We start from the raw sequence: 23,973 nt of genomic DNA, 5'->3' as shown, positions 1-23,973 counted from the left end.
TCATTTCAGCACCACCCGTGGGTCAACGAGTTTGTAGAGCAGGTCGGTGATCAGGTTGACCACCATGGTCAGCGCCGCGATATAGATCGCGAAGGCCTGGATCACCGGGTAGTCGCTGCGGTTCACCGCCAGCAGGATCTCGCGGCCCAGGCCGGGGATCGAGAAGAACACCTCGAGCAGGAAGGAGCCGGTGAACACGCCGGGCAGGGCCACCGAGATGTTCGTCATGATGGGGATCATGGCGTTGCGCAGCACATGCTTGAGCAGGATGGTGCGCTCGGTCATGCCCTTGGCGCGCGCGGTGCGCACATAGTCATGGCCGATCTCGTCCAGGAAGAAGGTGCGGTACAGGCGGGTGTAGGGCGAGAGTGCCACCGCCACCGCCACCGCCACCGGCAGGGGGGCGTAGGTGGTGAGGTTGGTCCAGAAGCTGTCGGTCCAGCCCTGCACCGGGAACCAGCCCAGGCGGAAGGCGAACACATATTGGCCCACGATCACGTACACCAGCAGCGAGATCGACACCGCCACGGTGGTGAGGATCATCACCGCGCGGTCGGTCAGCGAGCCGCGCACATAGGCCACGGCCAGCGCGAAGGGAATCGCCAGCAGCACTTCCAGCACCAGGATGGGCAGCATCACCGTCAGCGTGGCCGGCAGGCGGCTGGCGAACAGGTTGGACACGGCTTCCTGCGTGGCCCAGCTCTTGCCCCAGTTGAAGGTGACGATCTGCTTGATGAAGATCCACAGCTGCTCGAGCACCGGCTTGTTGAGGCCCAGCTGCTCGCGGATGGCGTCGATCTGTTCGGGGCTGGCGTTCAGGCCGCCCAGCACCTCGGCAGGATCGCTGCCGAAATATTTGAAGAGGAAGAACACCAGCAGCACGACGCCGAGCAGGGTCGGGATCATTTGCCACAAGCGTCTTATCAGGTATGCCGCCATCGCTGTCGGTCTCCATTCGTCACGCGTCGATAAAGTGAAACCCCGGCCACTTATGGTGATCGGGGTTTTCCAGGCGCGAGTCTATGCGAGTCTCGCGCCGCATCCAACCGGCATTTCCCTCGGTCCGCCCCCCGATTCACGCGGCATAGCTCCCATGCCAAAAGGCATAGCTCGAGCCGGAATCCCCGCCCTGGGGTTGCTGGCAATGGCAAGGCGGCGGCGGGGCCCTTAGACTTCGCCCCCATGCGCCGGGCCCACAAGGTTGCCGGCGCCTTTGCTTGATGTGAATGGAAACCTCTGATGCGACGAGCTGGCATTGCCCGCACCGCGGCCGTACTGCTGGCCGGCGTATTCTTTTCGGCCTGGACCTCGGCCCAGGCCCCCGGCCCCGAGCCCAAGGTGCTGCGCTACGCCTTCCGGGTGGCCGAGACCGGCTTCGACCCGGCGCAGATCTCCGACACCTACAGCAAGACGGTGGCCGCCGGCATCTTCGACGCGCCCTTGAAGTTCGAGTTCCTCGCCAAGCCGGCCAAGCTGATCCCGAACACCCTGGTGGCGATGCCGGAGATCTCGGACGACTTCAAGACCCTCAGCTTCGAGCTCCGGCCCGGCATCCACTTCAGCGATGACCCGGCCTTTGGCGGCAAGAAGCGCGAACTGACCGCCGCCGACTACATCTACGCCATCAAGCGCCACTACGACCCGCAATGGAAGAGCCCCAACCTCTACCTGCTGGAGAACGTCAAGATCCTGGGCTTGTCGGAGCTGCGCAAGGAGCTGATGGCGGCCAAGAAGCCCTTTGACTACGAGCGCCCGGTCGAGGGCCTGCAGCAGCTCGGCCGCTACAAGTTCCAGATCAAGCTGGGCGTGGGTGATCCGCGCTTCATCAACCAGTTCGCCGATGCCGGCTTCCTGGGCGCGGTGGCACGCGAGGTGGTCGAGGCCTATGCCGACAAGATCATGGAGCACCCGGTGGGCACCGGCCCCTGGCGGCTGGCCGAGTGGCGCCGCAGCTCGCGCATCGTGCTCGAGAAGAACCCGAACTACCGCGAGGAGTTCTACAAGGAGCAGCCGCCGGCCGACAAGCCCGAGCTGGCCGCCCAGGTGCGGGCCCTGCAGGGCCGCCGCCTGCCCATGGTGGACCGGGTGGAAATCGCCATCATCGAAGAGAACCAGCCGCGCTGGCTGTCCTTCCTGGGCGGCGAGGCCGATGTGCTGACCGAGCTGCCGTTCGAGTTCGCCAACATCGCCATCCCCGGCAACAAGCTGGCGCCCAATCTGGCCAAGCGCGGCGTGCACATGACGCGCTTCATCTACCCCGAGATCGCGTTCTCCTACTTCAATATGGATGACCCGGTGGTGGGCGGCTACACGCCGGAGAAGATCGCGCTGCGCCGCGCCATCTCCCTGGCGATGGACGTGGACAAGCAGATCCGCCTGGCGCGCAGCGGCCAGGGCATCCCCGCGCAAGGCCCCTCGATCCCGGGCGTGTTCGGCTACGACCCCGGCTTCAAGTCGGAGATGAGCGAGTACAACCTGGCCAAGGCCAAGGCCTTGCTGGACCTCTACGGCTATACCGACAAGGACGGCGACGGCTGGCGCGACCGGCCCGATGGCACGCCGCTGCGCATCGAGTACGCGACCCAGCCCGACGGCACCAGCCGCCAGCTGATCGAGCTCTGGCACAAGGGCATGGAGGCGCTGAAGGTCAGGATGGACTTCAAGACCGCCAAATGGCCCGAGAACCTCAAGTCCGCGAATGCCGCCAAGCTGCAGATGTGGGGCGTGAGCTGGGTCGCCACGACCCCGGACAACGACACCTTCCTGGCGCTCGGCGATGGCCGCGCCAAGGGCAAGGCCAACAAGGCCCGCTTTGACCTGCCGGCCTACAACGCACTCTATGAAAAGCAGAAGGCCCTGCCCAACGGCCCCGAGCGCGAGGCCGTGATGCGCGAAGCCCAGCGCCTGCTGATCGCCTACATGCCCTACAAGATGGACATCCACCGCATCTTCACCGACCTCTCCCAGCCCTGGGTGATCGGCTACGAGCGCAATGTCTTCGTGCGCAATTTCTGGCAATACGTGGACATCGACACCCAGGCCCTGCCGGGGCGGAGCAACAAGCCATGAAGCGCCGCCTGCTGCTGACCCTGGCCGCCGCCCTCGGCCTCCTGCATGCCGGCATGGCCGGCGCGGCCGAGGCGCCCGCCGCGCCCAAGCTGCTGCGCTACAGCTTCCGCGTCGCCGAGACCGGCTTCGACCCGGGGCGCGTGACCGACATCTACTCGCGCATCATCACCTCGCACATCTTCGAGGGGCTCTACACCTACGACCACCTGGCGCGGCCCGCCAAGCTGGTGCCGCAGACCGCCGTGGGCATGCCCGAGGTGTCGGACGACTTCAGGACCTGGACCATCAAGCTGCAGCCGGGCATCTTCTTTGCCGACGACCCGGTGTTCAAGGGCAAGAAGCGCGAGCTGACCGCGGAAGACTATGTGTTCGTCCTCAAGCGCGCCGCCGACCCCGAGAACAACAGCCCGCATTGGAGCGAGATCGACGAGCAGGGCTTTGTGGGCCTGGCCGAGTACCGCGCCGAGCTGCTGAAGCAGAAGAAGCGCTTCGACTACGACCACCCGATCGCCGGGCTGCGCGCGCTGGACCGCTACACCCTGCAGCTGCGCCTCAAGCAGACGCGCCCGCGCCTGATCGAGATCCTGGCGCAGACCGATCTCTACGGCGCGGTGGCGCGCGAGGTCATCGAGGCCTATGGCGAGCAGAGCATGGGCCACCCGGTGGGCACCGGCCCCTTCGTGCTCAAGCAGTGGCGGCGCAGCTCGCTGATCGTGCTGGAGAAGAATCCCGGCTACCGCGAGCGTTATTACGATGCCCAGCCGAATGCCGACGACGCCGAGGGTCAGGCCTTGCTGGCGCGCTTCAAGGGCCGGCGCATCCCGATGATCGACCGCGTCGAGGTCTCCATCATCGAGGAGAACCAGCCGCGCTGGCTGTCCTTCCTGGGCGGCGAGTTCGACCTACTGGAGCGCGTGCCCGAGGACTTCGTCAACCAGGCCATGCCGCGCGGCAAGCTGGCGCCCAACCTCGCCAAGCGCGGCATCCAGGGCTATCGCACGCTGGCCTCGGACGTGCTCTACACCGCCTTCAATATGGATGACCCGGTGGTGGGCGGCTACACGGCCGAGCGCATCGCCTTGCGCCGCGCCATCGGCCTGGCCACCAACAGCCCGCGCGAGAACGCCCTGGTGCGGCGCGGCCAGGCGGTGGTGGCGCAATCGCTCTACCTGCCCAGTACCAGCGGCTACGACCCCGACTACCGCAGCGAGATGGGCGACTACGACCCCGCGCGCGCCAACGCCCTGCTGGACCTCTACGGCTACAAGGACGTGGACGGCGACGGCTGGCGCGAGCTGCCCGATGGCAGCCCGCTGCTGCTGGAAAGCCTCACCACGCCCGATGGCTTCCAGCGCCAGATCGACGAGCTGTGGCAGAAGTCGCTCGCCAAGGTTGGGCTGAGGCTGAAGTTCAAGGTGGCCAAGTGGCCCGAGAACCTCAAGTCCATGCGCGCCGGCAAGTACCAGATCTGGTCGCTGGCCAACAGCGCCTCGATGCCCGATGGCAAGGACTCGCTGGCCGCCCTGCACACCGGCCATATCGGCACCTACAACTACGCACGCTTCAGCCTGCCCGAGATGGACAAGCTGTTCGACGCGGTGGGCTCGCTGCCCGACGGCCCCGAGCGCGACGCGGTGTTCCTGACCAGCAAGCGCCTGGCCACCGCCTACATGCCCTACAAGTACCGCGGCCACCGCTTCCTCAGCGACCTGGCCCATGCGCAGCTGATCGGCTACCGCCGCCATTCCTTCAAGCAGAACTGGTGGGAGTTCGTGGACATCGACGACAGCAAGAAAAGGGCCGTCAAATGATCCGCGGCCTGGCCACCCTGCTGCTGGCGGCGGCACTGGGCACGGCGCAGGCCGCCGAACCCAAGCTGCTGCGCTATGCCTTCTCGAGCGCCGAGACCGGCTTTGATCCCTCGCAGCTCACCGACATCTATTCGCGCACCGTCACCGCCAACATCTTCGAGGCGCTCTACCGCTACGACCATCTGGCGCGGCCGGTGCGCCTGCTGCCCCTGGTGGCGGCCGGGGCGCCGGAGATATCGGCCGACTTCAAGACCTTCACGGTGCGCGTCCGGCCCGGCATCTACTTCGCGGACGACCCGGCCTTCAAGGGCCAGCGCCGCGAGCTGGTGGCCCAGGACTTCGTCTACACCGCCAAGCGCGTGGCCGACCCCGCGCTCAACAGCCCGGGCTGGAGCTCCTATGAGGAGGCCGGCCTGCTGGGGCTGAAGGCGCTGCGCCAGCAGGCGCTCAAGTCCAAGCAGCCCTTCAACTACGAGGCCGAGGTCGAGGGCCTGCGCGCGCTGGACCGCTACACCCTGCAGTTCAGGACCGAGCAGGCGCGCCCGCGCCTGGTCGACGCCATCATGACGGACAGCAGCATCTACGGCGCGATGGCGCGCGAGGTGGTGCAGGCCTATGGCGACAAGATCGCCGCGCACCCGGTGGGCACGGGCCCGTTCCGACTCAAGAGCTGGCGGCGCAGCTCGCAGATCGTGCTGGAGAAGAACCCCGGCTACCGCGAGCGTTATTACGATGCCGAGCCGGCGGCCGACGATGCCGAGGGTCAGGCCTTGCTGGCGCGCTTCAAGGGGCGCCGCATCCCCATGCTCGACGAGGTGCAGATCGCCATCGTCGAGGAGGCGCAGCCGCGCTGGCTCAGCTTCCTGAACGGCGAGGCCGATTTTCTCGAGCGCGTGCCGGCCGAGTTCGTCAGCCAGGCCATGCCCAAGGGCAAGGTGGCGCCGAACCTGCTCAAGCGCGGCGTGCAGGGCTACCGCACCATCGCCCCCGATGCCACGCTGACGGTGTTCAATATGGACGACCCGGTGGTGGGCGGCATGGCGGCCGACAAGGTGGCCCTGCGCCGCGCGCTCAGCCTGGCCACCGACATCGAGCGCGAGATCACGCTGGCGCGGCGCGGCCAGGCGATCCCGGCGCAGTCGCAGCTGGTGCCGCACACGCTGGGCTACGAGGCCGACTTCAGCTCCGAGCTGAGCCGCCACGACCCGGCGCGTGCGATGGCCCTGCTGGACCTCTATGGTTATGTGGACAAGGACGGCGACGGCTGGCGCGACCTGCCCGATGGCCGCCCGCTGGTGATCGTGCGCAACACCCAGCCCGACGCCACCTACCGCCAGCTCGACGAGCTGTGGCAGAAGAACCTGACGGCCATCGGCGTGCGCCTGCAGCTCAAGGTGGCCAAGTTTCCCGAGAACCTGAAGAGCGCGCGCAGCGGCAAGTTCATGACCTGGGGCGTGGGCTCCTCGGCCGCCAGCCCGGACGGGCAGGAAGCGATGCAGCGCCTCTACGGCCCGGCCACCGGCGGGCAGAACCTCTCGCGCTTCAACGACCGGCATTTCAACGAGAACTACGAGCGCATGAAGGGCATGCCCGACGGCCCCGAGCGCGCCGCGCTGCTGCGCGAGGCCCAGCGCATCTCGCTCGCCTACCTGCCCTACAAGGCCCATGTGCACCGCATCTACACCGACCTCGCCTACCCCTGGCTGATCGGCTACCGGCGCGCGCTGTTCTGGCAGGACTGGTGGCAGTACGTGGATATCGACGACAGCAAGAAGAAGCCCACCCAATGAAACCATGGATGCTGGCCCTGAGCCTGAGTGCCTTGCTGGGCCTGGCGCATGGCGCCGACACGCCCGGCGCGGCGCCCGCCAAGGTGTTCCGTTACGCCTTCCCGATCGCCGAGACCGGCTTCGACCCGGCGCAGATCAGCGACATCTATTCGCGCACCGTCACCCCGCATATCTTCGAGGGCCTGTACGCCTACGACCCGCTGGCCATGCCGGTGAAGATCAGGCCGCTGCTGGCCGCCGGCATGCCCGAGGCCGCGGCGGACTTCAAGACCTACACGGTGCGGCTGCGCCCGGGCATCTTCTTCACCGACGATCCGGCCTTCAAGGGCAAGCCGCGCGAGCTGGTGGCCGAGGACTTTGTCTACAGCTTCAAGCGCTTTGCCGATCCCGCGGTGAAGAGCCCGATCTGGAACAGCGTGGACGAGATCGGCCTGCTCGGCCTCGCTGCGCTGCGCAAGCAGGCGCTCGCGAGCAAGAAGCGTTTCGACTATGACCGCGAGATCGAGGGCCTGCGCGCGCTCGATCGCTACACGCTGCAGTTCAGGCTGCAGCAGCCGCGCCCGCGCCTGCTGGAGACGCTGGCCCAGAACGACCTGTTCGGCGCGGTGGCGCGCGAGGTGGTCGAGGCCTATGGCGACGAGATCATGGGCCATCCGGTGGGCACCGGGCCCTTCGTGCTGAAGCAGTGGCGGCGCAGCTCGCTGATCGTGCTGGAGCGCAACCCGAACTACCGCAATATGCAGTACGAGGCCGAGCCGGCGGCCGACGATGCCGAGGGCCAGGCCATCCTGGCGCGGCTGAAGGGCCGGCGCCTGCCGATGATCGACCGGGTCGAGGTCTCCATCATCGAGGAGAGCCAACCGCGCTGGCTGTCCTTCCTGAACGCCGAGCACGACCTGGTGGACCGCGTGCCGCCCGAGTTCGTCAACATCGCGCTGCCGCAGAACAAGCTGGCGCCCAATCTGGCCAAGCAGGGCATGCACCTGCACCGCATGCTGAACGCCGACAGCTCCTTCACCTTCTTCAATATGGAGGACGCCACCGTCGGCGGCTACGGCCCCGACAAGGTGGCGCTGCGGCGCGCGCTGTCGCTGAGCCTGGACATCGAGCGCGAGATCCGCCAGGTGCGGCGTGGCCAGGCGGTGGTGGCCCAGTCCATGGTGCTGCCGCACACCAGCGGCTACGACCCGCAGTACAAGAGCGAGATCGGCGACTTCGACCCGGCGCGCGCGCGCGCGCTGCTGGATCTCTACGGCTTCGTCGACAAGGACGGCGACGGCTGGCGCGACATGCCCGATGGAGCGCCGCTGGTGATCGAGGTGGCCAGCCAGCCCGACGCGCTCTCGCGCCAGTACGACGAGCTGTGGCAGCGCAATCTCAATGCCGTGCAGATCAAGGCCAGGTTCTTCCACGGCAAATGGCCCGAGCAGCTCAAGCAGGCGCGCGCCGGCAAGCTGATGCTGTGGTTCCTCGGCACCACGGCCACCGGCCCCGACGGCATCGGCGCCCTGCAGCGCATGTATGGCCCGCAGTCCGGCAACCAGAATCTGTCGCGCTTCAAGAATGCCGAGTTCGACGCCCTCTACGAGCGCATGCAGGTGATGCCCGACGGCCCCGAGCGCGAGGCGCTGTTCCTGCAGGCCAAGCGCCTGCAGGCGGCCTGGATGCCGATGAAGACCCATGTGCATCGCATCGTCAACGACATCAGCCAGCCCTGGCTGATCGGCTACCGCCGGCCGCTGTTCCGCAACGAGTTCTGGCAGTTCATCGATATCGAACCGGCCGCCAGGCATTGAGCAGCATGGCCGCCTCGTTCCCCCGCGCCCTGGCCGCCCTGCTGCTGAGTCTGGCAACGCTGGGGGTGCTGGCCCAGAGCGAGCCGGCCGCGCCCCGCAAGGTGCTGCGTTATGCCTTCCTGGTGGGCGAGACCGGCTTCGATCCGGCCCAGCTCTCGGACCTCTATTCGCGCTACCTCACCGCCCATATCTTCGACGGGCTCTACAAGTACGATCACCTGGCGCGGCCCTACAAGATCAAGCCGAACGTGGCCGATGGCATGCCCGAGGTCTCGGCCGACTACCGTACCTGGACGGTGCGCTTGCAGAAGGGCATCTACTTTGCCGACGACCCGGCCTTTGGCGGCAAGAAGCGCGAGCTGGTGGCCGAGGACTTCGTCTACAGCTTCAAGCGCTTCTTCGACCCCGCCACCAAGAGCCCGCTCTACTCCACCCTGAAGGACGAGGGCATCCTGGGCCTGGACGAGCTGCGCCAGCGCGCGCTCAAGAGCAAGAAGCCCTTCGACTACGACCTCCCGGTGGAGGGCCTGCGCGCGCTGGACCGCTACACCCTGCAGCTGCGCCTCGCCGAGGCGCGCCCGCGCCTGCTCTACACGCTGGCGATCGGCGACGTGATGGTGGCGGTGGCGCGCGAGGTGATGGAGGCCTACCCGGGCAAGAGCATGGAGCACCCGGTGGGCACCGGGCCCTTCGTGCTGAAGCAGTGGCGGCGCAGCTCGCGCATGGTGTTCGAGCGCAACCCCAACTTCCGCGAGCTCTATTACGACGCCGAGCCGAATGCCGACGATGCCGAGGGCCAGGCCCAGCTGGCGCGCTTCAAGGGCCGGCGCCTGCCGATGCTGGACGCGGTGGAGGTGGCCATCATCGAGGAAGGCCAGCCGCGCTGGCTGAGCTTCCTGCGCCGCGAGTTCGACCTGCTGTTCCTGCTGCCGGAGGAGTATGCCGACATCGCCATCCCGCACGGCCGCATCGCGCCCCATCTGGCCAAGCAGGGCATCCGGGCGCACAGCATGGCCAGCCCCGACCGCACGCTGTTCTACTTCAATATGGAAGACCCGGTGGTGGGCGGCTACACGCCCGCCAAGGTGGCGCTGCGCCGCGCCATCGGCCTGGCCACCGACGTGGGGCGCGAGATCCGCCAGGTGCGGCGCGGCCAGGCGGTGCTGGCGCAATCGGTGGTGGCGCCGCTGACCTGGGGCTACGACGCCGACTTCAAGAGCGAGAACAGCGATTTCGACCCGGCGCGCGCGATGGCCCTGCTGGACATCTATGGCTATCTGGACCGCGACGGCGACGGCTGGCGCGAGCAGCCCGACGGCACGCCGCTGCTGATCGAATACGCCTCCTCGCCCGACAGCCGCTCGCGCCCCTTCGAGGAGCTGTGGCAGAAGGACCTGGCGCGCATCGGCATCCGCATCAAGGTGAAATCGGCGCAATGGCCCGAGCAGCTGAAGGCCTCCCGGGCCGGTCAGCTGATGGTCTGGCAGCTGGGCTATGCGGCCGCCACGCCGGACTCGCAGCTGGGCTTCGAGCTGCTTTATGGACCAGCGGCGGGTGGGCAGAACCTCGGCCGCTTCCGCAACGCGCAGTACGACGCCGCCTACGACGCGATGCGGCGCCTGCCCGATGGCCCCGAGCGCCTCGCCCAGCTGCACGAGCTGCAGCGCCTGACGCTGGCCTATATGCCGCAGAAGTACCGCGTGCATCGCATCGTCAACGACCTCACCCAACCCTGGGTGCTGGGCTTCCGGCGGCCCGCCTTCGGCACCAGCTTCTGGTCCTATGTGGACATTGATCCGGCCGGGCGGCCCACGCCGTGAAACGCCGCCGCCTGCTGCAGGGTGCCATGCTGGCGCCGCTCGCCTGCCGGGCCGAGGGCGGCCATAGAAAGATCCTGCGCACCGCCTTGCCGTCGGCCGAGGTCGGCTTCGATCCGGCCCAGGTCTCCGACCAGACCTCGGTGCAGGTCAACGCCCATATCTTCGAGGCGCCGCTGGCCTACGACTACCTGGCGCGCCCGGCCAAGCTGGTGCCGCTCACCGCCGCGGCCCTGCCCGAGGTCTCGGAGGACTTCAAGCGCTTCGTCGTCACGCTGCGCCCCGGCATCTTCTTTGCCGACGACCCGGCCTTCGGCGGCAAGCCACGCGAGCTGGTAGCGGCCGACTACGTCTACTCGATCAAGCGCTACTACGACCCGCGCATCAACTCCGAGCATCTCTACGTCTACGAGACCGCCAAGCTGCTGGGCCTGTCGGAGCTGCGCGCCGAGGCCCTGCGCAGCAAGAAGCCCTTCGACTACGAGCGCCCGGTGGCCGGGCTGCGCGTGCTGGACCGCTACCGCTTCGAGATCCGCCTGGCCGCGCCCGACCCGCGCTTCGTGCATGTGCTGGCCTCCAACAACTATGCCGCGGCGCTGGCCCGCGAGGTGGTGCAGGCCAACGGCGGCGAGGTGATGGCGCACCCGGTGGGCACCGGGCCGTTCCGGCTCAAGTCCTGGCGGCGCGGCTCGCAAATCGTGCTGGAGCGCAACCCCGGCTTTCGCGAGCAGCTGTTCGAGGCCGAGCCCGCACCCGGCGATGCCCAGGCCGAGGCGATCGCGCGCCAGCTGGCGGGCAAGCGCCTGCCGCTCTTGGACGAGGTGCAGATCGCCATCATCACCGAGAGCCAGCCGCGCTGGCTGGCCTTTGCCGGCGGCGAGCTGGATCTGCTGGAGCTGCCCACCGAGATGGCGCCGCATGCGATGCCGCGCGGCCGCCTGGCGCCGGCCCTGCAAAAGCGCGGCGTGCAGGCCTTTGCCAGCTCGGGCAGCGATGTCAAGTTCAGCTACTTCAATCTCGACGATGCGCAGATCGGCGGCCTGCAGCCGGCGCGCGTGGCGCTGCGCCGCGCCATCGTGCTGGCCTACGACAACGAGGCCGAGCTGCGCCTGGTCTTCAAGGGCCAGGGCGTGCTGGCGCAATCGATGCTGCCGCCGGCGGTGTATGGCTACGAGCCCGGCCTCAGCAGCGAGGCCAGCCGCAGCGACCCGGCGCGCGCGCAGGCCCTGCTCGACCTCTACGGCTACGAGCGGCGCGATGCCGAGGGCTACCGCACCCATCCCGATGGCAGCCGGCTCACGCTCAGGCGCGCCGGCAGCCCCGACGCGCGCCAGCGCCAGCTCAACGAGCTGTGGAAGAAGCGCATGGACGCGGTGGGCCTGCGCATCGAGTTCGAGCAGGCGCCGTTCGGCGAGCTGATCAAGAAATCGCTGGCCGGTCAGCTGCAGATCTGGGGCTATAGCTGGAGCATCGGCGCGCCCGATGGCGACTTCTTCCTGGGCATGGGCTACGGGCCCAATGCCGGCCAGTCCAACGATGCGCGCTTCAAGCTGCCGGCCTTCGACCGCCTCTACGAGCGCCAGCATGTCATGCCCGACGGGCCCGAGCGCCTGGCGCTGATGCGCGAGGCGAACCGCCTGCTGCTGGCCTACATGCCCTACCAGGTGCACAGCCATGGCCTGCGCGTGGACCTCTGCCAGCCGGGCGTGCAGGGCTTCATGCGCCATCCGCTGGGCCGCGACTGGTGGCGCTACGTCGATCTGGTGTCGCCTGCGCGATAGCCGCGGGGCGGGCCGCGCCGCCATCATGCGGCATGGCAGCCCCGCATGAACTCGATCGCTACCGCGACTTCCTGGCCCGCACCCAGGGCCTGAGTTTCACGGACTACGAGGCGCTGTGGCGCTGGTCGATCAGCGAGCTCGACGCCTTCTGGCTGAGCCTGTGGGACTTCTTCGAGCTGCACTCCGACACGCCCTTCGGCGATGCGCTCAGCGAGGACCGCATGCCCGGTGCGCGCTGGTTCGCCGGCGCCACCCTCAACCACGCGGCCCAGGTGCTGCGCCATGCCGATGCCGCCGCCGCGGCGGGCCGCCCGGCGATCCTGTGGGCCACCGAGGCGATGCTGGCGCGCGGCGAGCGCGCCGAGCTGAGCTGGCCCGAACTGCGCGCCCAGGTGGGTGCGCTGGCGGCCTCGCTGCAGCGCCTGGGCGTGCAGCGCGGCGATCGGGTGGTGGCCTACCTGCCCAATATCCCGCACACGGTGGTGGCCTTCCTGGCCTGCGCCAGCCTGGGCGCGATCTGGTCGGTGTGCTCGCCCGACATGGGGCCGGTGGCGGTGCTGGACCGCTTCCGCCAGATCGAACCCAAGGTGCTGATCGCGGTGGACGGCTATACCTATGCCAGCCAGGCGGTGGACCGCATGGACACGCTGGCCGAGGTGCTGGGCCAGCTGCCCAGCGTCGAGCATGTGCTGCTGCTGCCCTGGCTGGATGCCGGCGTGGACGAGCAGCGCCTGGCCGCGCCGCTGCGCCCGGCCTACCGCTTTGATGCCCTGGCCGGCGGCGACGAGCACCTGGACCCGCTGCCCCTGCCCTTCGAGCACCCGCTGTGGATCGTCTATTCCAGCGGTACCACCGGCCTGCCCAAGCCCATCGTGCACGGCCATGGCGGCATCGTGCTGGAGGCCCTGAAGCTGCAGGTGCTGCATGGCGACCTGCGGCCCGAGGACCGCTTCCACTGGTACAGCTCCACCGGCTGGATCATGTGGAATTGCCAGGTCAACGCGCTGCTGGCCGGCGCCAGCATCTGCCTGTTCGACGGCAGCCCCGGTGGCCCGCGCGAGGCGCCGGACTGGGGCACGCTCTGGCGCTTTGCCGCGCTCACGCGCGCCAGCTTCGTCGGCGCCGGCGCGGCCTTTTACGCCAGCTGCCTGAAGGCGGGCGTGCGGCCGCAGCAGCAGGGCGATCTGAGCGCGCTGCGCGGCGTCGGTTCCACCGGCAGCCCGCTGGCGGACGAATGCTATGACTGGATCTGGCAGCAGCTGCCGGCGGTGGAGGGCGCGCCGATCTGGATCAGCTGCATCGCTGGCGGCACCGATTTCGCCGGCGCCTTCCTGGGCGGCCTGCCGGGTGCGCCGGTGCGGCGCGGCCAGATGCAATGCCGCTGCCTGGGCGCGGCGGTGCAGGCCTACGGCGAGCCGGATGCCCAGGGCCGGGGTCAGGTCTTGCTGGACGAGGTGGGCGAGCTGGTGTGCACCCGCCCGATGCCCTCGATGCCGCTGTTCTTCTGGGGCGATGTCGACGGCCGGCGCTACCGCGAGAGCTATTTCGAGATGTATCGCGGCCCGAACGGCGAGGGCATCTGGCGCCATGGCGACTGGCTGCGCATCACCCCCGAGGGCGGCGCCATCATCTACGGCCGCAGCGATGCCACCATCAACCGCCACGGCATCCGCATGGGCACGGCCGAGCTCTACCGCGCGGTGGAGGCGCTGCCCGAGGTGCTGGACAGCCTGGTGGTGGACCTGGAATACCTGGGGCGCGAGAGCTATATGCCCTTGTTCGTGGTGCTGCGCGAAGGCCTGGCGCTGGACGCCGCGCTGCAGCAGCGCCTGCGCCAGGCGATACGCGAGGCGCTCTCGGCCCGCCATGTGCCCAACGAGGTCTTCCAGGTCAGCGCGATCCCGCGCACGCTCTCCGGCAAGAAGATGGAGCTGCCGGTGAAGAAGCTGCTGCTGGGCGCGGCGGCCGACACGGTGTTCAAGCGCGATGCGATGGCCAACGCAAGCTGCCTGGCCTGGTTCGAGGACTTCGCGGCGCGGCGGGCCGAGCGCGCCGAACACTGACGCGCAGGCGGGCCGGCAGCCAGGGGCTACTATCGGTGCATCGAAACCCCGTGGCAGGGAGTGCGATGAGGGGGGTGTCAGGCTTCGAGTCCAAGGTGCTGCTGGCCTTTGCCAGTGCCGCGCTGGTGGTGGCGGCCCTGGCGGGCAGCATCTGGAAGCTGGTCGGCGACGAGGCCGATGCCACGCAGCGCGTGGCGCGCAGCCATGAGCTGATCAGCTCGCTGGCGCGCGTGCGGGCGCGCACCCTGCAGATCGAGTTGGCGACGCAGAACTTCCGCCTCACCGGCGATCCCGCCCGCATCGAAGAGCGCGACAGCTCGATCGCGCGGCGCGAGCAGCTGCTGCAGCGCATCCGGCTGCTGACCGAGCAGGACGCGCTGCAGCGCGGGCGCTGGGACCAGCTGCGCGCGGTCATCGACCAGCGCCTGCAGTTCGCGCGCCAGATCGAGACGCTGCGCAAGACCGAGGGCGAACCCGCCGCCACCGCCTATGTGGCCAGCGTGCCGCTGGCGGCCACGCGCCAGCAGGTCTACAACCTGCTCACCACCATGGAGGACGAGGAGGTGGAGCAGCTGGCGCAGCGCAGCGCCGGCGAGCTGCGCACGCACCGGGCGCTGTCGCTCAGCGGCGCCCTGCTGGCGCTGTTCCTGCTGGCCCTGCTGGCGGGGGTTTTCGAGCTGATCCGCCGCCAGCTGCGCGTGAGCGAAGATCATCTGCGCAGCATCATCAGCAATGTGCCGGCCATGATCGCCTATGTGGATGCCGGCCAGCGCTATGTCTATGTGAACCAGCAGTACCTGCAGCGCTTCGCCCCCGCACAGGGCGACATCACCGGGCGCAGCGTGCGCGAAGTGCTGGGCGAGGACCGCTACGCGATCGCGGCGCCCCTGATCGCCCGGGCGCTGGCGGGCGAGGCCCTGAGCTACGACTGGGAGCCGTTCCCGGAGGTCTGGCAGGTCATCAACTACGTGCCCAAGCACGCCGCCGACGGCCAGGTGGCGGGCTATTACGTGCTGGGCTCCGACATCACCGAGCGCAAGCGTGCCGAAGCCCATATCCAGGGCCTCAACAGCGAGCTGGAACTGCGCGTCAGCGAGCTCGAGCATGTCAGCCGTGCGCTGCGCACCCTCAGCGCCGGCAACCGCACCATGCTGCGCGCCAGCGAGGAGCAGGAACTGCTCGACAGCATGTGCGTCGCCATCGTCGAGTCCGGCGCCTATGCGATGGCGGTGGTCTGGTACCGCGTCGACGATGCGCAGCGCACGCTCGATCCCAGGGCCGCCTGCGGCTATCCGCAAGGCGTCGCGGGGCTGCGCGCCTTGCATGCCAGCTGGGGCGATGGCGAGCGCGGGCGCGGCGCCGCGGCGCGCGCGATACGCAGCGGCGCGCTGACCCTGGTGCGGGACATGCGCGGCCATCCCGACTACATGGCTTGGCAGGCCGAGCTGGGCGGCCACGTGTCGGTGCTGGCCTGCCCCTTGCGCGTGGAGGGCGAGGTGATCGGGGCGCTGGCGATCTACCACGCCGAGGCCGATGCCTTCGACGCCGACGAGATCAGGCTGCTGGGCGAGTCTGCGGACGATCTGGCCTTCGGCATCGGCACCCTGCGCGCGCGCGCCGAGCAGGCGCGCATCCAGGCCGCCATGCACCAGCTGACGCGCTACGACGCGCTCACTGGCCTGCCCAACGAGGCGGTGTTCAGCGATCTGCTGGTGGCGGCGATGCACCACAGCGAGCACAGCGGGGGCTCGTTCGCCGTGCTGCAGACCGACATCGACCGCCTGCGCGAGGTCAACGACGCGCTGGGCTTCAGCCATGGCGACCAGATGCTGCAGGAGTTCGGCGCGCGCCTGCGCCGGGTCGTGCCCGCCCATGCCACGGTGGCGCGCCTGCGCGGCGACGAGTTTGCCGTGCTGCTGCCGGAGGCCGGCCGTGCCGAGGTGACGCGCCTGGCGCAGCAGTTGGAGGCGGCGCTGGCGGCGCCCTGCCTGGTGGCGGGCATTCCGCTGGACCTGAGCGCCAAGACCGGCATCGTGCTGTTTCCCGAGCATGGCGCGACGCCGCACGATCTGTTCCGCCACATGGATATTGCGGTGCACGAGGCGCGCCACCAGGGGCGCCGCCATGTCATCTTTGACCCCGAGCAGCAGCTGGACCGCCCCGGGCGCCTCAAGCTGGCGATCCAGCTGCGGCAGGCGATCGAGAGCGACGAGCTCAGGCTCTATCTGCAGCCCAAGGTCGAGATGCGCAGCGGCCGCGTCTGCGGCGCCGAGGCGCTGCTGCGCTGGCAGCACCCCGAGCGCGGCCTGGTGCCGCCGGGCGAGTTCATCGGCCTGGCCGAGGACACCGGCCTGATCAAGCCGCTCACCGAATGGGTGCTGCGGGCGGTGACAAGCTGGCTGCGCGCGTCAACCGGCGCGGCCGCCGGCCTGCCGGTGGCGGTCAATCTGTCGGCGCGCAATCTGCGCGACGAGAGCCTGCTGGAGCAGTTGCGCGGCCTGCGCAGCGGCGGCGACTATCCGGCCGGCCTGCTGGAGATCGAGATCACCGAGAGCACCGTGATGGAGGATGCCGAGCATGCGCTGCGCGTGCTGCATGGCCTGCGCGAACAGGGCATCGCGCTCTATGTCGACGATTTCGGCACCGGCTATTCCTCGCTGAGCTATCTGCAGAAGCTGCCGGTCGACTTCATCAAGATCGACCAGTCCTTCGTGCGCTCGCTGGGCGGCGACAAGGACGCCGCGGTGATTGTGAAGTCCACCATCGATCTGGTGCACGATCTTGGGCGCCAGATCGTTGCGGAGGGCATCGAGACGCAAGACGCCTGGGATCTGCTGGCCGCCTGGGGCTGCGACATCGCGCAGGGCTATTTCATCGCCCGGCCGATGCCGGCGGCGGACTTCGGCGCCTGGGCCGCGCAGTACCGGCCGCCGCAGTGACGCTGAGCCAGGCCGTCAGCTCATGTGTGCGCCCACGGCGCTGCGGTGCGGCTCCGCATCGCCGGGATGCCGGCCCATGTTCAGCGGCAGCGAGATGAAGGCCACCAGCACCACGGGCACCAGCGACATCGTGATGACGCCGGCGAGCTGGCGCAGGAACTGGCTGAGGTCGGTTTGCATGGCATGTCCGGGGCTGAGTTGAACGACGGTCTCAGCATCGGGCCGCGGCCTGAAGGAATTCTTAGCGGCGCCGCCGGCGCTCAGGGAATGCTCAGCCGGCCGCGCTCTTCCACCGCCACTTCCAGCTCGGGCCCGCGGCCGACGCGGTAGGTGACCCACAGGGTCTTGCCCACATAGGGGGCCGGGTCGCCGCCGGCGAGGTTGTTGTCGGCGGTGACGTCGAGCCGGCCATTGCGCACCATGGCGCGCAGGCGCTGCGTGATATCGCGCGTGCGGCCGTCGGCGCCGTAGCGCGCGCTGAGGATGGTGAGGGCGCCGCCCTCGTTGGCATAGCCGGGCTGATCGTCACCCCAGCCGCGACCCCAGCCGCCTTGGCCCCATTGGCCGCCGCCCCAGCCGATGAACTGGGCGCCGTCGACGCGCTGCTCTTCCTGGTACTCGAAGGTGCGGGTCTGGCCGTCGCGGCCGCGCGCGTAGATGCGCAGGGTCTTCTTCTGGTAGGGGTGGGGGTCCACGCCCAGCGAGTTGTTGCTGACCGCGAAGGGGCGGTCCTCGCTGGCCAGCTGCTTGAGGCGCTGGGTCACGTCGACATTGCGCTGCGCGGTGCCGTAGCGTGCTTCCAGGATCAGGTACTCGCCCTCGTCATTGCTGGCCCGGCCCGGCCGATTGCCATGCTCGCCCTCCCAGCCGCCGTTCCAGCGCCCCTGCCCCCATTGGCCGCCGCCCCAACCGGTGAACATCGCGCCATCGACGCGCTGGTTCTCCTGGTATTCGAAGGTGCGGGTCTGGCCGTCGCGGCCGCGCGCGTAGATGCGCAGCGTCTTCTTCTGGTAGGGATGGGGGTCGACGCCCAGGGTGTCGTTGGAGACGCGGAACTCGCGGTCCGAGCGCGCCAGCTCGCGCAGGCGCTGGGTCACGTCGACGTTCTGGCTGGCGGTGCCGTAGCGCGCCTGCAGGATCTGGTATTCGCCGTCATCGCCATGGCGGCCCTGCGCCAGCGCGGGCGCCAGCAGGTTGGCGATCAAGAACGTCAGCAGCAGGGCAAGCCAGCTGCCGAAGCGGAAAGGTCGTGAATGCATGGTGGGCTCCGGTCTGCAGGCAGCCATCTTCCCATGACTGCCGGCCCGCGCCCAGCGTAAGCAGAGGTAAATGCCTCAGCCCGCGGCGCTGCAGGCGCGCTGGCTCTGGGCGCAGATGTTCTCGCCGGTGGCGGTGAGCTTGAGCCCGCCGCCCTCCCAAGAGAGCCAGTCCAGCGCCACGTAGTCGGCGATCTCGTCGGGCTTGAGCAGGTCGGCGCGGCGGCGTTTCAAAAAGGCGGCCGCGCCGGGCAGGGCGGCGCGCAAGCTATCGAGCCGGCCCTGGGCCAGGCCCGCGCGCACGCGCACGGGAGTGAGCGCCAGTTCTTCCTGCGGTTTACGTCGTCGCATATGCATCCCAAGCCGAGGCAGCTATTACCCGGCGAGCATAGCCTGTGTGCGTGACGCGGCTCTGTGCGCTGTCGTACATAGCCGCTAGCGCGTCATCGGCAGTGCCAAGCCCATCGCCACGAACATGCCGCCGCAGGCGCGGTTGAAGCGCTTGCCCAGGCGTTCCAGCGCCGGGCGGATGCGATGTGCCAGCAGCGCCAGCAGGTACTCGACCAGGCATTCCACCGCCACGAACACCAGGGCCATGACGATGAACTGGGTCAGCAGGTCGCGCGCCGGGTCGATGAACTGGGGCAGGAAGGCGCCGTAGAACAGCAGCGCCTTGGGGTTGGAGATGGCCGTCAGCAGGCCCTGGCGCAGCAGCGCGCTGGCGCGTGCATCGCTGCCCGCCGCGGCCGCGCCGAGCTGGATCGCCGGGGCGCGCCACAGCTGCACGCCCAGCCACACCAGATAGGCGCCGCCCAGCAGCTTGAGCAGGGTGAGCGCCTGCGCCGAGGTCTGCAGCAGCGCGCCGATGCCCAGCATCGAGAGCGCGATCAGCGCCAGAAATCCCAGCGCGCCGCCGGCCACGGTGTAGAGCGTCTTGCGATGGCCGTGCAGGGCGCCATGCGTCAGCACCAGCAGGCTGTTGGGCCCGGGCGTGAGCGAGAGCCCCAGCGCGGCGACGAGGTAGAGCAGCCAGGTGTGCAGGGCCATGCCGGGCTCAGCCTGCGTTCTTGATGCGGCTCACCAACGCCTGGGTGTAGGCGGCGGTGCCGGCCGTGCCGCCCAGATCGCCGGTGCGCACCTTGTCGATATTGAGCGTGGCGTCGATCGCGACGCGCAGCCGCGTCGCCAGCTCGCCGAGCTTGCAATGGTCCAGCATCATGGCGGCGGCCAGCAGCAGCGCGGTGGGGTTGGCGATGCCCTTGCCGGCGATGTCGGGGGCCGAGCCGTGCACGGCCTCGAAGATCGCCGCGTCGGCGCCGATATTGGCGCCCGGCGCCATGCCCAGCCCGCCGACCAGGCCGGCCACCAGGTCGGAGAGGATGTCGCCGAACAGATTGGTGGTCACCAGCACGTCGAACTGCCAGGGGTTGAGCACCAGCTTCATCGCGCAGGCATCGACGATCACCGTCTCCAGTGCGATGCGGTCCTTGTACTTGCGCTCCCAGAGTTCCTGGCCGGTCTCCAGGAACAGGCCGGTGAGCGCCTTCATGATGTTGGCCTTGTGCACGATGGTGACCTTCTTGCGGCCACTGGCGATGGCCAGCTCGAAGGCGTATTCCAGCAGGCGGCGGCTGCCCTGGCGGGTGTTGACGCCGGTGGCCATCGCCACCGCATGCGGGTCGTCGCCGATCGGCACGTAATGCTCATGACCGATGTAGAGGCCCTCGAGGTTCTCGCGCACCACCAGCAGGTCGATGTGGTCGAAGCGGCCGCCGGGGATGATGGTGCGTGCCGGGCGCACATTGGCATAGAGCTGGAACTCCTCGCGCAGGCGCACATTGGAGGAGCGGTAGCCGCCGCCCGAGGGCGTTTCCAGCGGGCCCTTCAGCGCCAGCTTGGTGCGGCGGATGCTGTCCAGCGTGGCCTTGGGCAGCGGGTCGCCATGGGCTTGCACACCGCCCAGGCCGGCGACCTGACGGTCCCACTCGAACGGGGCCTGCAGCGCCTCCAGCGCCGCCAGCGTGGCGTCGACGATCTCGGGGCCGATGCCATCGCCGGGGATCAGCGTGGCTGGAATGGTCTGGGTCATGGTGGGGTCGCTCGCTGCAAGTTTGGGCGCAAGCATAGCGAACCAGGCCTACGCGAGATTGACGCAGGTTCAGCGATGCTGATGCTGCCGCTGCACCGCCGTCAGGATGGCGCGCAGGATCTCCAGCGGCGGCGGCGGGCAGCCCGGCACCGTGAGATCGACCGGGATCACATTGGCGACGCGCCCGCAGTGGGCAGCGCTGCGCTCGCCAAAGATGCCGCCGTCGCAGCCGCAATCGCCGACGGCCAGCACCAGCCGCGGCTCGGGCGTGGCCTCGTAGCTGCGGCGCAGCGCCTCGGCCATATGGCGCGACACCGGGCCGGTGACCAGCAGCATGTCGGCATGGCGCGGGCTGGCGACGAACTTGATGCCCAGGCCCTCGAGGTTGTAATAGGGGTTGTTGAGCGCATGCAGCTCGAGCTCGCAGCCGTTGCAGGAGCCGGCATCGACCTCGCGTATGCACAGCGCGCGGCCGAGGATCTGCAGCAGCGCATGCTGGATGCGGCCGGCTTCGGCCGAGGGGTCGAGCGTGACTTCGGGCGCCGGCTCGCTGACGATGCCGGTGCGGGCGATTTGCCTGAGGATGCGCCACATCAGAGATCGTGCCCCGCATAGCTGAGGTTGAAGGACTTGTTGATGAGCGGGAAGTCGGGAACGATGTTGCCGATCACCGCATGCTCCAGCACCGGCCAGTTCTGCCAGGAGGGGTCGTGGCAATGGCAGCGGCGGATCGCGCCCGCATCCAGCTCCAGCGCCACGAACACCTCGCCGCGCCAGCCCTCCACCCAGCCGGCGCCGCGCGCCGCGCCGGTCGGCAGGCTCAACTCTTCTGCACGCAGCGGCCCCTCGGGCAGGCCCAGGCATAGCAGGCGCAGCAGGCGCAGCGATTCCAGCAGCTCGTCGAAGCGCACGCTGACGCGCGCCGCCACATCGCCATTGCGGTGCGTGGCCATATTGACGTTCAGCCCGTCATAGGGCGGCAGCGAGGGGGCGCAGCGCAGATCCCAGGTCTGGGCGCTGGCGCGGCCGGCCAGGCCGGTCAGGCCCAGCTGGGCGGCCAGCTGGGGCGTGACGCGGCCGGTGCCGATGAAGCGGTCCTGCAGGCCGGCATGCTCGTCGTAGATATGGCGCAGCTGGCGCAGCTCGGGCTCCAGCGCATCGCATTGCGCCAGCAGGCGGCGCCGGCCCTCGGCATCGAGGTCCACCGCGACGCCGCCGGGCACGATGCGGTCCATCATGAAGCGATGGCCGAACAGCGCCATCGAGAGGCGCTGCCAGTCCTCGCGCAGGCGCGCGAACTGCGCCAGGCCGAGCGCGAAGGCGGCGTCGTTGCCGAGCGCGCCGAGGTCGCCCAGGTGGTTGGCGACGCGCTCGCGCTCCAGCAGCAGGGCGCGCAGCCAGGCGGCGCGCGCGGGCACGGCGCAGCCGGCGGCGGCCTCCAGCGCCATGCAATAGGCCCAGGCATAGGCGACGGTGGAGTCGCCCGAGACGCGGCCGGCCAGGCGATGGGCCTCCAGCGCCGGCAGCTCGGTGAAGCGGCGCGCGATGCCCTTGTGCTTGTAGCCCAGCCGCTCTTCCAGCCGCAGCACCTTCTCGCCCACCACCGAGAAGCGGAAATGGCCGGGCTCGATGATGCCGGCATGCACGGGCCCGACGGCGATCTCGTGCACGCCCTCGCCCTGCACGCGCACGAAGGCGTAGTCGGCCGGCAGGGCGCCGGCGGCATCGCCCTCCGCGCCCCACAGGCCATGGTCCAGCCAGGGCCGCGTGTCCGCCGCGCCCTCGGCCTGGATGCCGTCCAGATCGCGCGCGGCGCGCTGCAGGCGTGCGGCGGCGGGGAACAGCGGCGCCAGGTCGGGGTAGCCCTCATCCGGGGCCAGTGGCAGCTCGATCCAGGCCAAGCCGGATTCGAAGGAGAAGGCGTAGGCGGCGTGGGCCGCGCGCGCGCCCTCGGCGTCGGCGCTGCTGCTACCCCATAGCGAGACCAGGCGGCCGCCGCCGGCCAGCACATCCTGCGCCACCGCCAGCCAGCCCTCGCGATCCACCACACCATGGCGGATCGGCAGCGGCGTGGGCAGCGCAACAAGCATCGACATGTTCAGGGCCCTCCCACCAGCATGGCGGCGGCCTGGCGGTACCAGGCATCCAGATAGGGCGGGATGTAGAGGCCCAGCAGCAGGCCCAGCGCCAGGTGCACGAACACCGGGATCAGCGCGGGGGGATGGGCCAGCGGTTTGAGCGTGGTCTCGCCGAACACCATCGGCTGCACGCGGCTGAACACCGAGGCAAAGGCCAGGCCCAGCGCGATCAGCAGCCAGGGCGTGGCCCAGGCCTGCTCGCGCATCGCGGTGGTGACGATCAGGAACTCGCTCGCGAACACGCCGAAGGGCGGCATGCCCAGGATGGCCAGCGCGCCCAGCATCAGGCCCCAGCCGACCGTGGGGCTGACGCGGATCAGCCCGCGGATCTCCTCCATCAGCTGGCTGCCGGCCTTTTGCGTGGCATGGCCCACCGCAAAGAAGATCGCCGACTTGATGAGCGAATGCACCGTCATGTGCAGCAGGCCGGCATAGCTGGCGATCGGCCCGCCCATGCCGAAGGCAAAGGTCATCATGCCCATGTGCTCGATCGACGAGTAGGCGAACATGCGCTTGACGTCCTTCTGCCGGATCAGGAAGAACACCGCCGCCACCACCGAGAGCAGGCCGAAGCCCATCATCAGCCGGCCGGTGAGCGGGCCGTGCAGGGCGCCATCGGTCAGCACCTTGCAGCGCAGCACCGCGTACAGCGCGACGTTGAGCAAGAGGCCCGAGAGCACCGCCGAGACCGGCGTCGGGCCCTCGGCATGGGCATCGGGCAGCCAGTTGTGCACCGGCACCAGGCCTACCTTGGTGCCATAGCCGATGAAGAGGAAGGCGAAGGCCAGGGTGATGATGTTGGGGTCCAGCTGCGCTTTCACCGCGTCGAGATTGGTCCACAAGAGCGCCCCACCTTCGGCGCCGATCACCTTCTCGGCCGCCATGTACAGCAGCACGGTGCCGAACAGCGCCTGGGCGATGCCCACGCCGCACAGGATGAAGTACTTCCAGGCCGCTTCCAGGCTGGCGGCCGTGCGGTACACGCTCACCAGCAGCACGGTGGTGAGGGTGGCCGCCTCCATCGCCACCCAGACGATGCCGAGATTGTTGGTGGTGAGCGCCAGCAGCATGGTGAAGCTGAACAGCTGGTACATGCTGTGATACAGGCGCAGGCGCGGCGGCGTCATCTTGCCGTGGTCGCGCTCGATGCGCATATAGGGGCGCGAGAAGATCGCGGTGGTGAGGCCCACGAAGGCGGTGAGCGTGACCAGGAAGACGTTCAGCGCGTCGACGTAGAACTCGCGGTTCCACAGCAGCTGCGGCCCGCCGCGTACCACCTCGGCGGTCAGCACGCAGGCGGCGATGAAGGTGGCGAGGCTGAAGCCGACGTTGACATCGCGGGCGTTGTCGCGATGCCCGACCAGGGCCAGCACCAGGCCGCCGATGAGGGGCGAGGCAAGCAGGAAGGCGAGCGCCGACAAGGG

Annotated in this window: 17 protein-coding genes; 8 read left to right on the top strand and 9 right to left on the bottom strand. The window is 69.1% G+C overall.

The annotated features are described in order from the left end of the window. Positions 1-939 carry an ABC transporter permease gene (locus tag AC3WQY_RS03900; RefSeq protein ID WP_285234330.1) on the bottom strand — a complete coding sequence of 313 codons (939 nt, stop codon included), beginning with the start codon at positions 937-939 and terminating at the stop codon, positions 1-3. 300 nt (positions 940-1,239) lie between these two features. Here AC3WQY_RS03900 and AC3WQY_RS03895 point away from each other — a divergent pair, with 300 nt between their 5' ends. The 8 genes from AC3WQY_RS03895 to AC3WQY_RS03860 all read left to right on the top strand — a co-directional run bounded on the left by AC3WQY_RS03895 (position 1,240) and on the right by AC3WQY_RS03860 (position 17,066). After that, positions 1,240-3,069 carry an ABC transporter substrate-binding protein gene (locus AC3WQY_RS03895; RefSeq protein WP_285234329.1) on the top strand — a complete coding sequence of 610 codons (1,830 nt, stop codon included), beginning with the start codon at positions 1,240-1,242 and terminating at the stop codon, positions 3,067-3,069. Beyond that, positions 3,066-4,880: an ABC transporter substrate-binding protein gene (locus AC3WQY_RS03890; protein ID WP_492705950.1), complete on the top strand. Its 1,815-nt coding sequence runs from the start codon at positions 3,066-3,068 to the stop codon at positions 4,878-4,880. The genes AC3WQY_RS03895 and AC3WQY_RS03890 overlap by 4 nt, the downstream gene beginning before the upstream one ends. After that, complete coding sequence (locus AC3WQY_RS03885; protein ID WP_492705948.1) at positions 4,877-6,670, top strand: ABC transporter substrate-binding protein; 1,794 nt, start codon at positions 4,877-4,879, stop codon at positions 6,668-6,670. Before AC3WQY_RS03890 ends, AC3WQY_RS03885 begins: the two co-directional genes overlap by 4 nt. Next, positions 6,667-8,466, top strand: coding sequence for an ABC transporter substrate-binding protein (locus AC3WQY_RS03880; protein WP_285234326.1), 1,800 nt, complete (start codon positions 6,667-6,669; stop codon positions 8,464-8,466). The genes AC3WQY_RS03885 and AC3WQY_RS03880 overlap by 4 nt, the downstream gene beginning before the upstream one ends. Positions 8,467-8,471: 5 nt before the next feature. Further along, positions 8,472-10,286, top strand: coding sequence for an ABC transporter substrate-binding protein (locus tag AC3WQY_RS03875; protein WP_492705945.1), 1,815 nt, complete (start codon positions 8,472-8,474; stop codon positions 10,284-10,286). Beyond that, positions 10,283-12,064: an ABC transporter substrate-binding protein gene (locus tag AC3WQY_RS03870; protein WP_492705943.1), complete on the top strand. Its 1,782-nt coding sequence runs from the start codon at positions 10,283-10,285 to the stop codon at positions 12,062-12,064. The genes AC3WQY_RS03875 and AC3WQY_RS03870 overlap by 4 nt, the downstream gene beginning before the upstream one ends. A gap of 32 nt (positions 12,065-12,096) precedes the next feature. Continuing rightward, complete coding sequence (locus tag AC3WQY_RS03865) at positions 12,097-14,127, top strand: acetoacetate--CoA ligase (protein WP_492705941.1); 2,031 nt, start codon at positions 12,097-12,099, stop codon at positions 14,125-14,127. A gap of 65 nt (positions 14,128-14,192) precedes the next feature. Beyond that, the gene (locus AC3WQY_RS03860; RefSeq protein ID WP_492705939.1) at positions 14,193-17,066 is read left to right on the top strand and encodes an EAL domain-containing protein; all 2,874 of its coding nucleotides are present in this window, start codon (positions 14,193-14,195) and stop codon (positions 17,064-17,066) included. A 15-nt stretch (positions 17,067-17,081) separates the two neighbouring features. On the opposite strand, the gene AC3WQY_RS03855 is transcribed toward AC3WQY_RS03860, so the two are convergent. From AC3WQY_RS03855 to AC3WQY_RS03820, 8 genes are all read right to left on the bottom strand, one after another. After that, positions 17,082-17,246, bottom strand: a complete 165-nt coding sequence (locus AC3WQY_RS03855; protein ID WP_492705937.1) for a hypothetical protein — start codon at positions 17,244-17,246, stop codon at positions 17,082-17,084. 80 nt (positions 17,247-17,326) lie between these two features. Continuing rightward, positions 17,327-18,325, bottom strand: coding sequence for a hypothetical protein (locus AC3WQY_RS03850; protein WP_492705935.1), 999 nt, complete (start codon positions 18,323-18,325; stop codon positions 17,327-17,329). A 75-nt stretch (positions 18,326-18,400) separates the two neighbouring features. Further along, positions 18,401-18,673, bottom strand: a complete 273-nt coding sequence (locus tag AC3WQY_RS03845) for a hypothetical protein (RefSeq protein WP_492705933.1) — start codon at positions 18,671-18,673, stop codon at positions 18,401-18,403. 84 nt (positions 18,674-18,757) lie between these two features. Further along, complete coding sequence (locus AC3WQY_RS03840) at positions 18,758-19,369, bottom strand: LysE family translocator (RefSeq protein WP_492705931.1); 612 nt, start codon at positions 19,367-19,369, stop codon at positions 18,758-18,760. A 7-nt stretch (positions 19,370-19,376) separates the two neighbouring features. Further along, entirely contained in the window at positions 19,377-20,411 is a 1,035-nt protein-coding gene (locus tag AC3WQY_RS03835) for an isocitrate/isopropylmalate dehydrogenase family protein (RefSeq protein WP_492705929.1), read from the bottom strand. A gap of 69 nt (positions 20,412-20,480) precedes the next feature. Continuing rightward, on the bottom strand, positions 20,481-21,005 hold the full coding sequence (locus AC3WQY_RS03830; protein ID WP_492705927.1) for an NADH-quinone oxidoreductase subunit B family protein: 525 nt from the start codon (positions 21,003-21,005) through the stop codon (positions 20,481-20,483). After that, on the bottom strand, positions 21,005-22,507 hold the full coding sequence (locus AC3WQY_RS03825) for a hydrogenase large subunit (protein WP_492705925.1): 1,503 nt from the start codon (positions 22,505-22,507) through the stop codon (positions 21,005-21,007). The genes AC3WQY_RS03830 and AC3WQY_RS03825 overlap by 1 nt, the downstream gene beginning before the upstream one ends. A 2-nt stretch (positions 22,508-22,509) precedes the next feature. Further along, positions 22,510-23,970, bottom strand: a complete 1,461-nt coding sequence (locus AC3WQY_RS03820) for a hydrogenase 4 subunit F (RefSeq protein ID WP_492705923.1) — start codon at positions 23,968-23,970, stop codon at positions 22,510-22,512. Between the last annotated feature and the right edge of the window lie 3 nt (positions 23,971-23,973).

It is taken from the genome of Roseateles sp. FW301-B2 (assembly GCF_058788955.1).
Note: the sequence above shows the minus strand (reverse complement) of the source record. Positions and strands in the feature narration are given on the sequence as shown.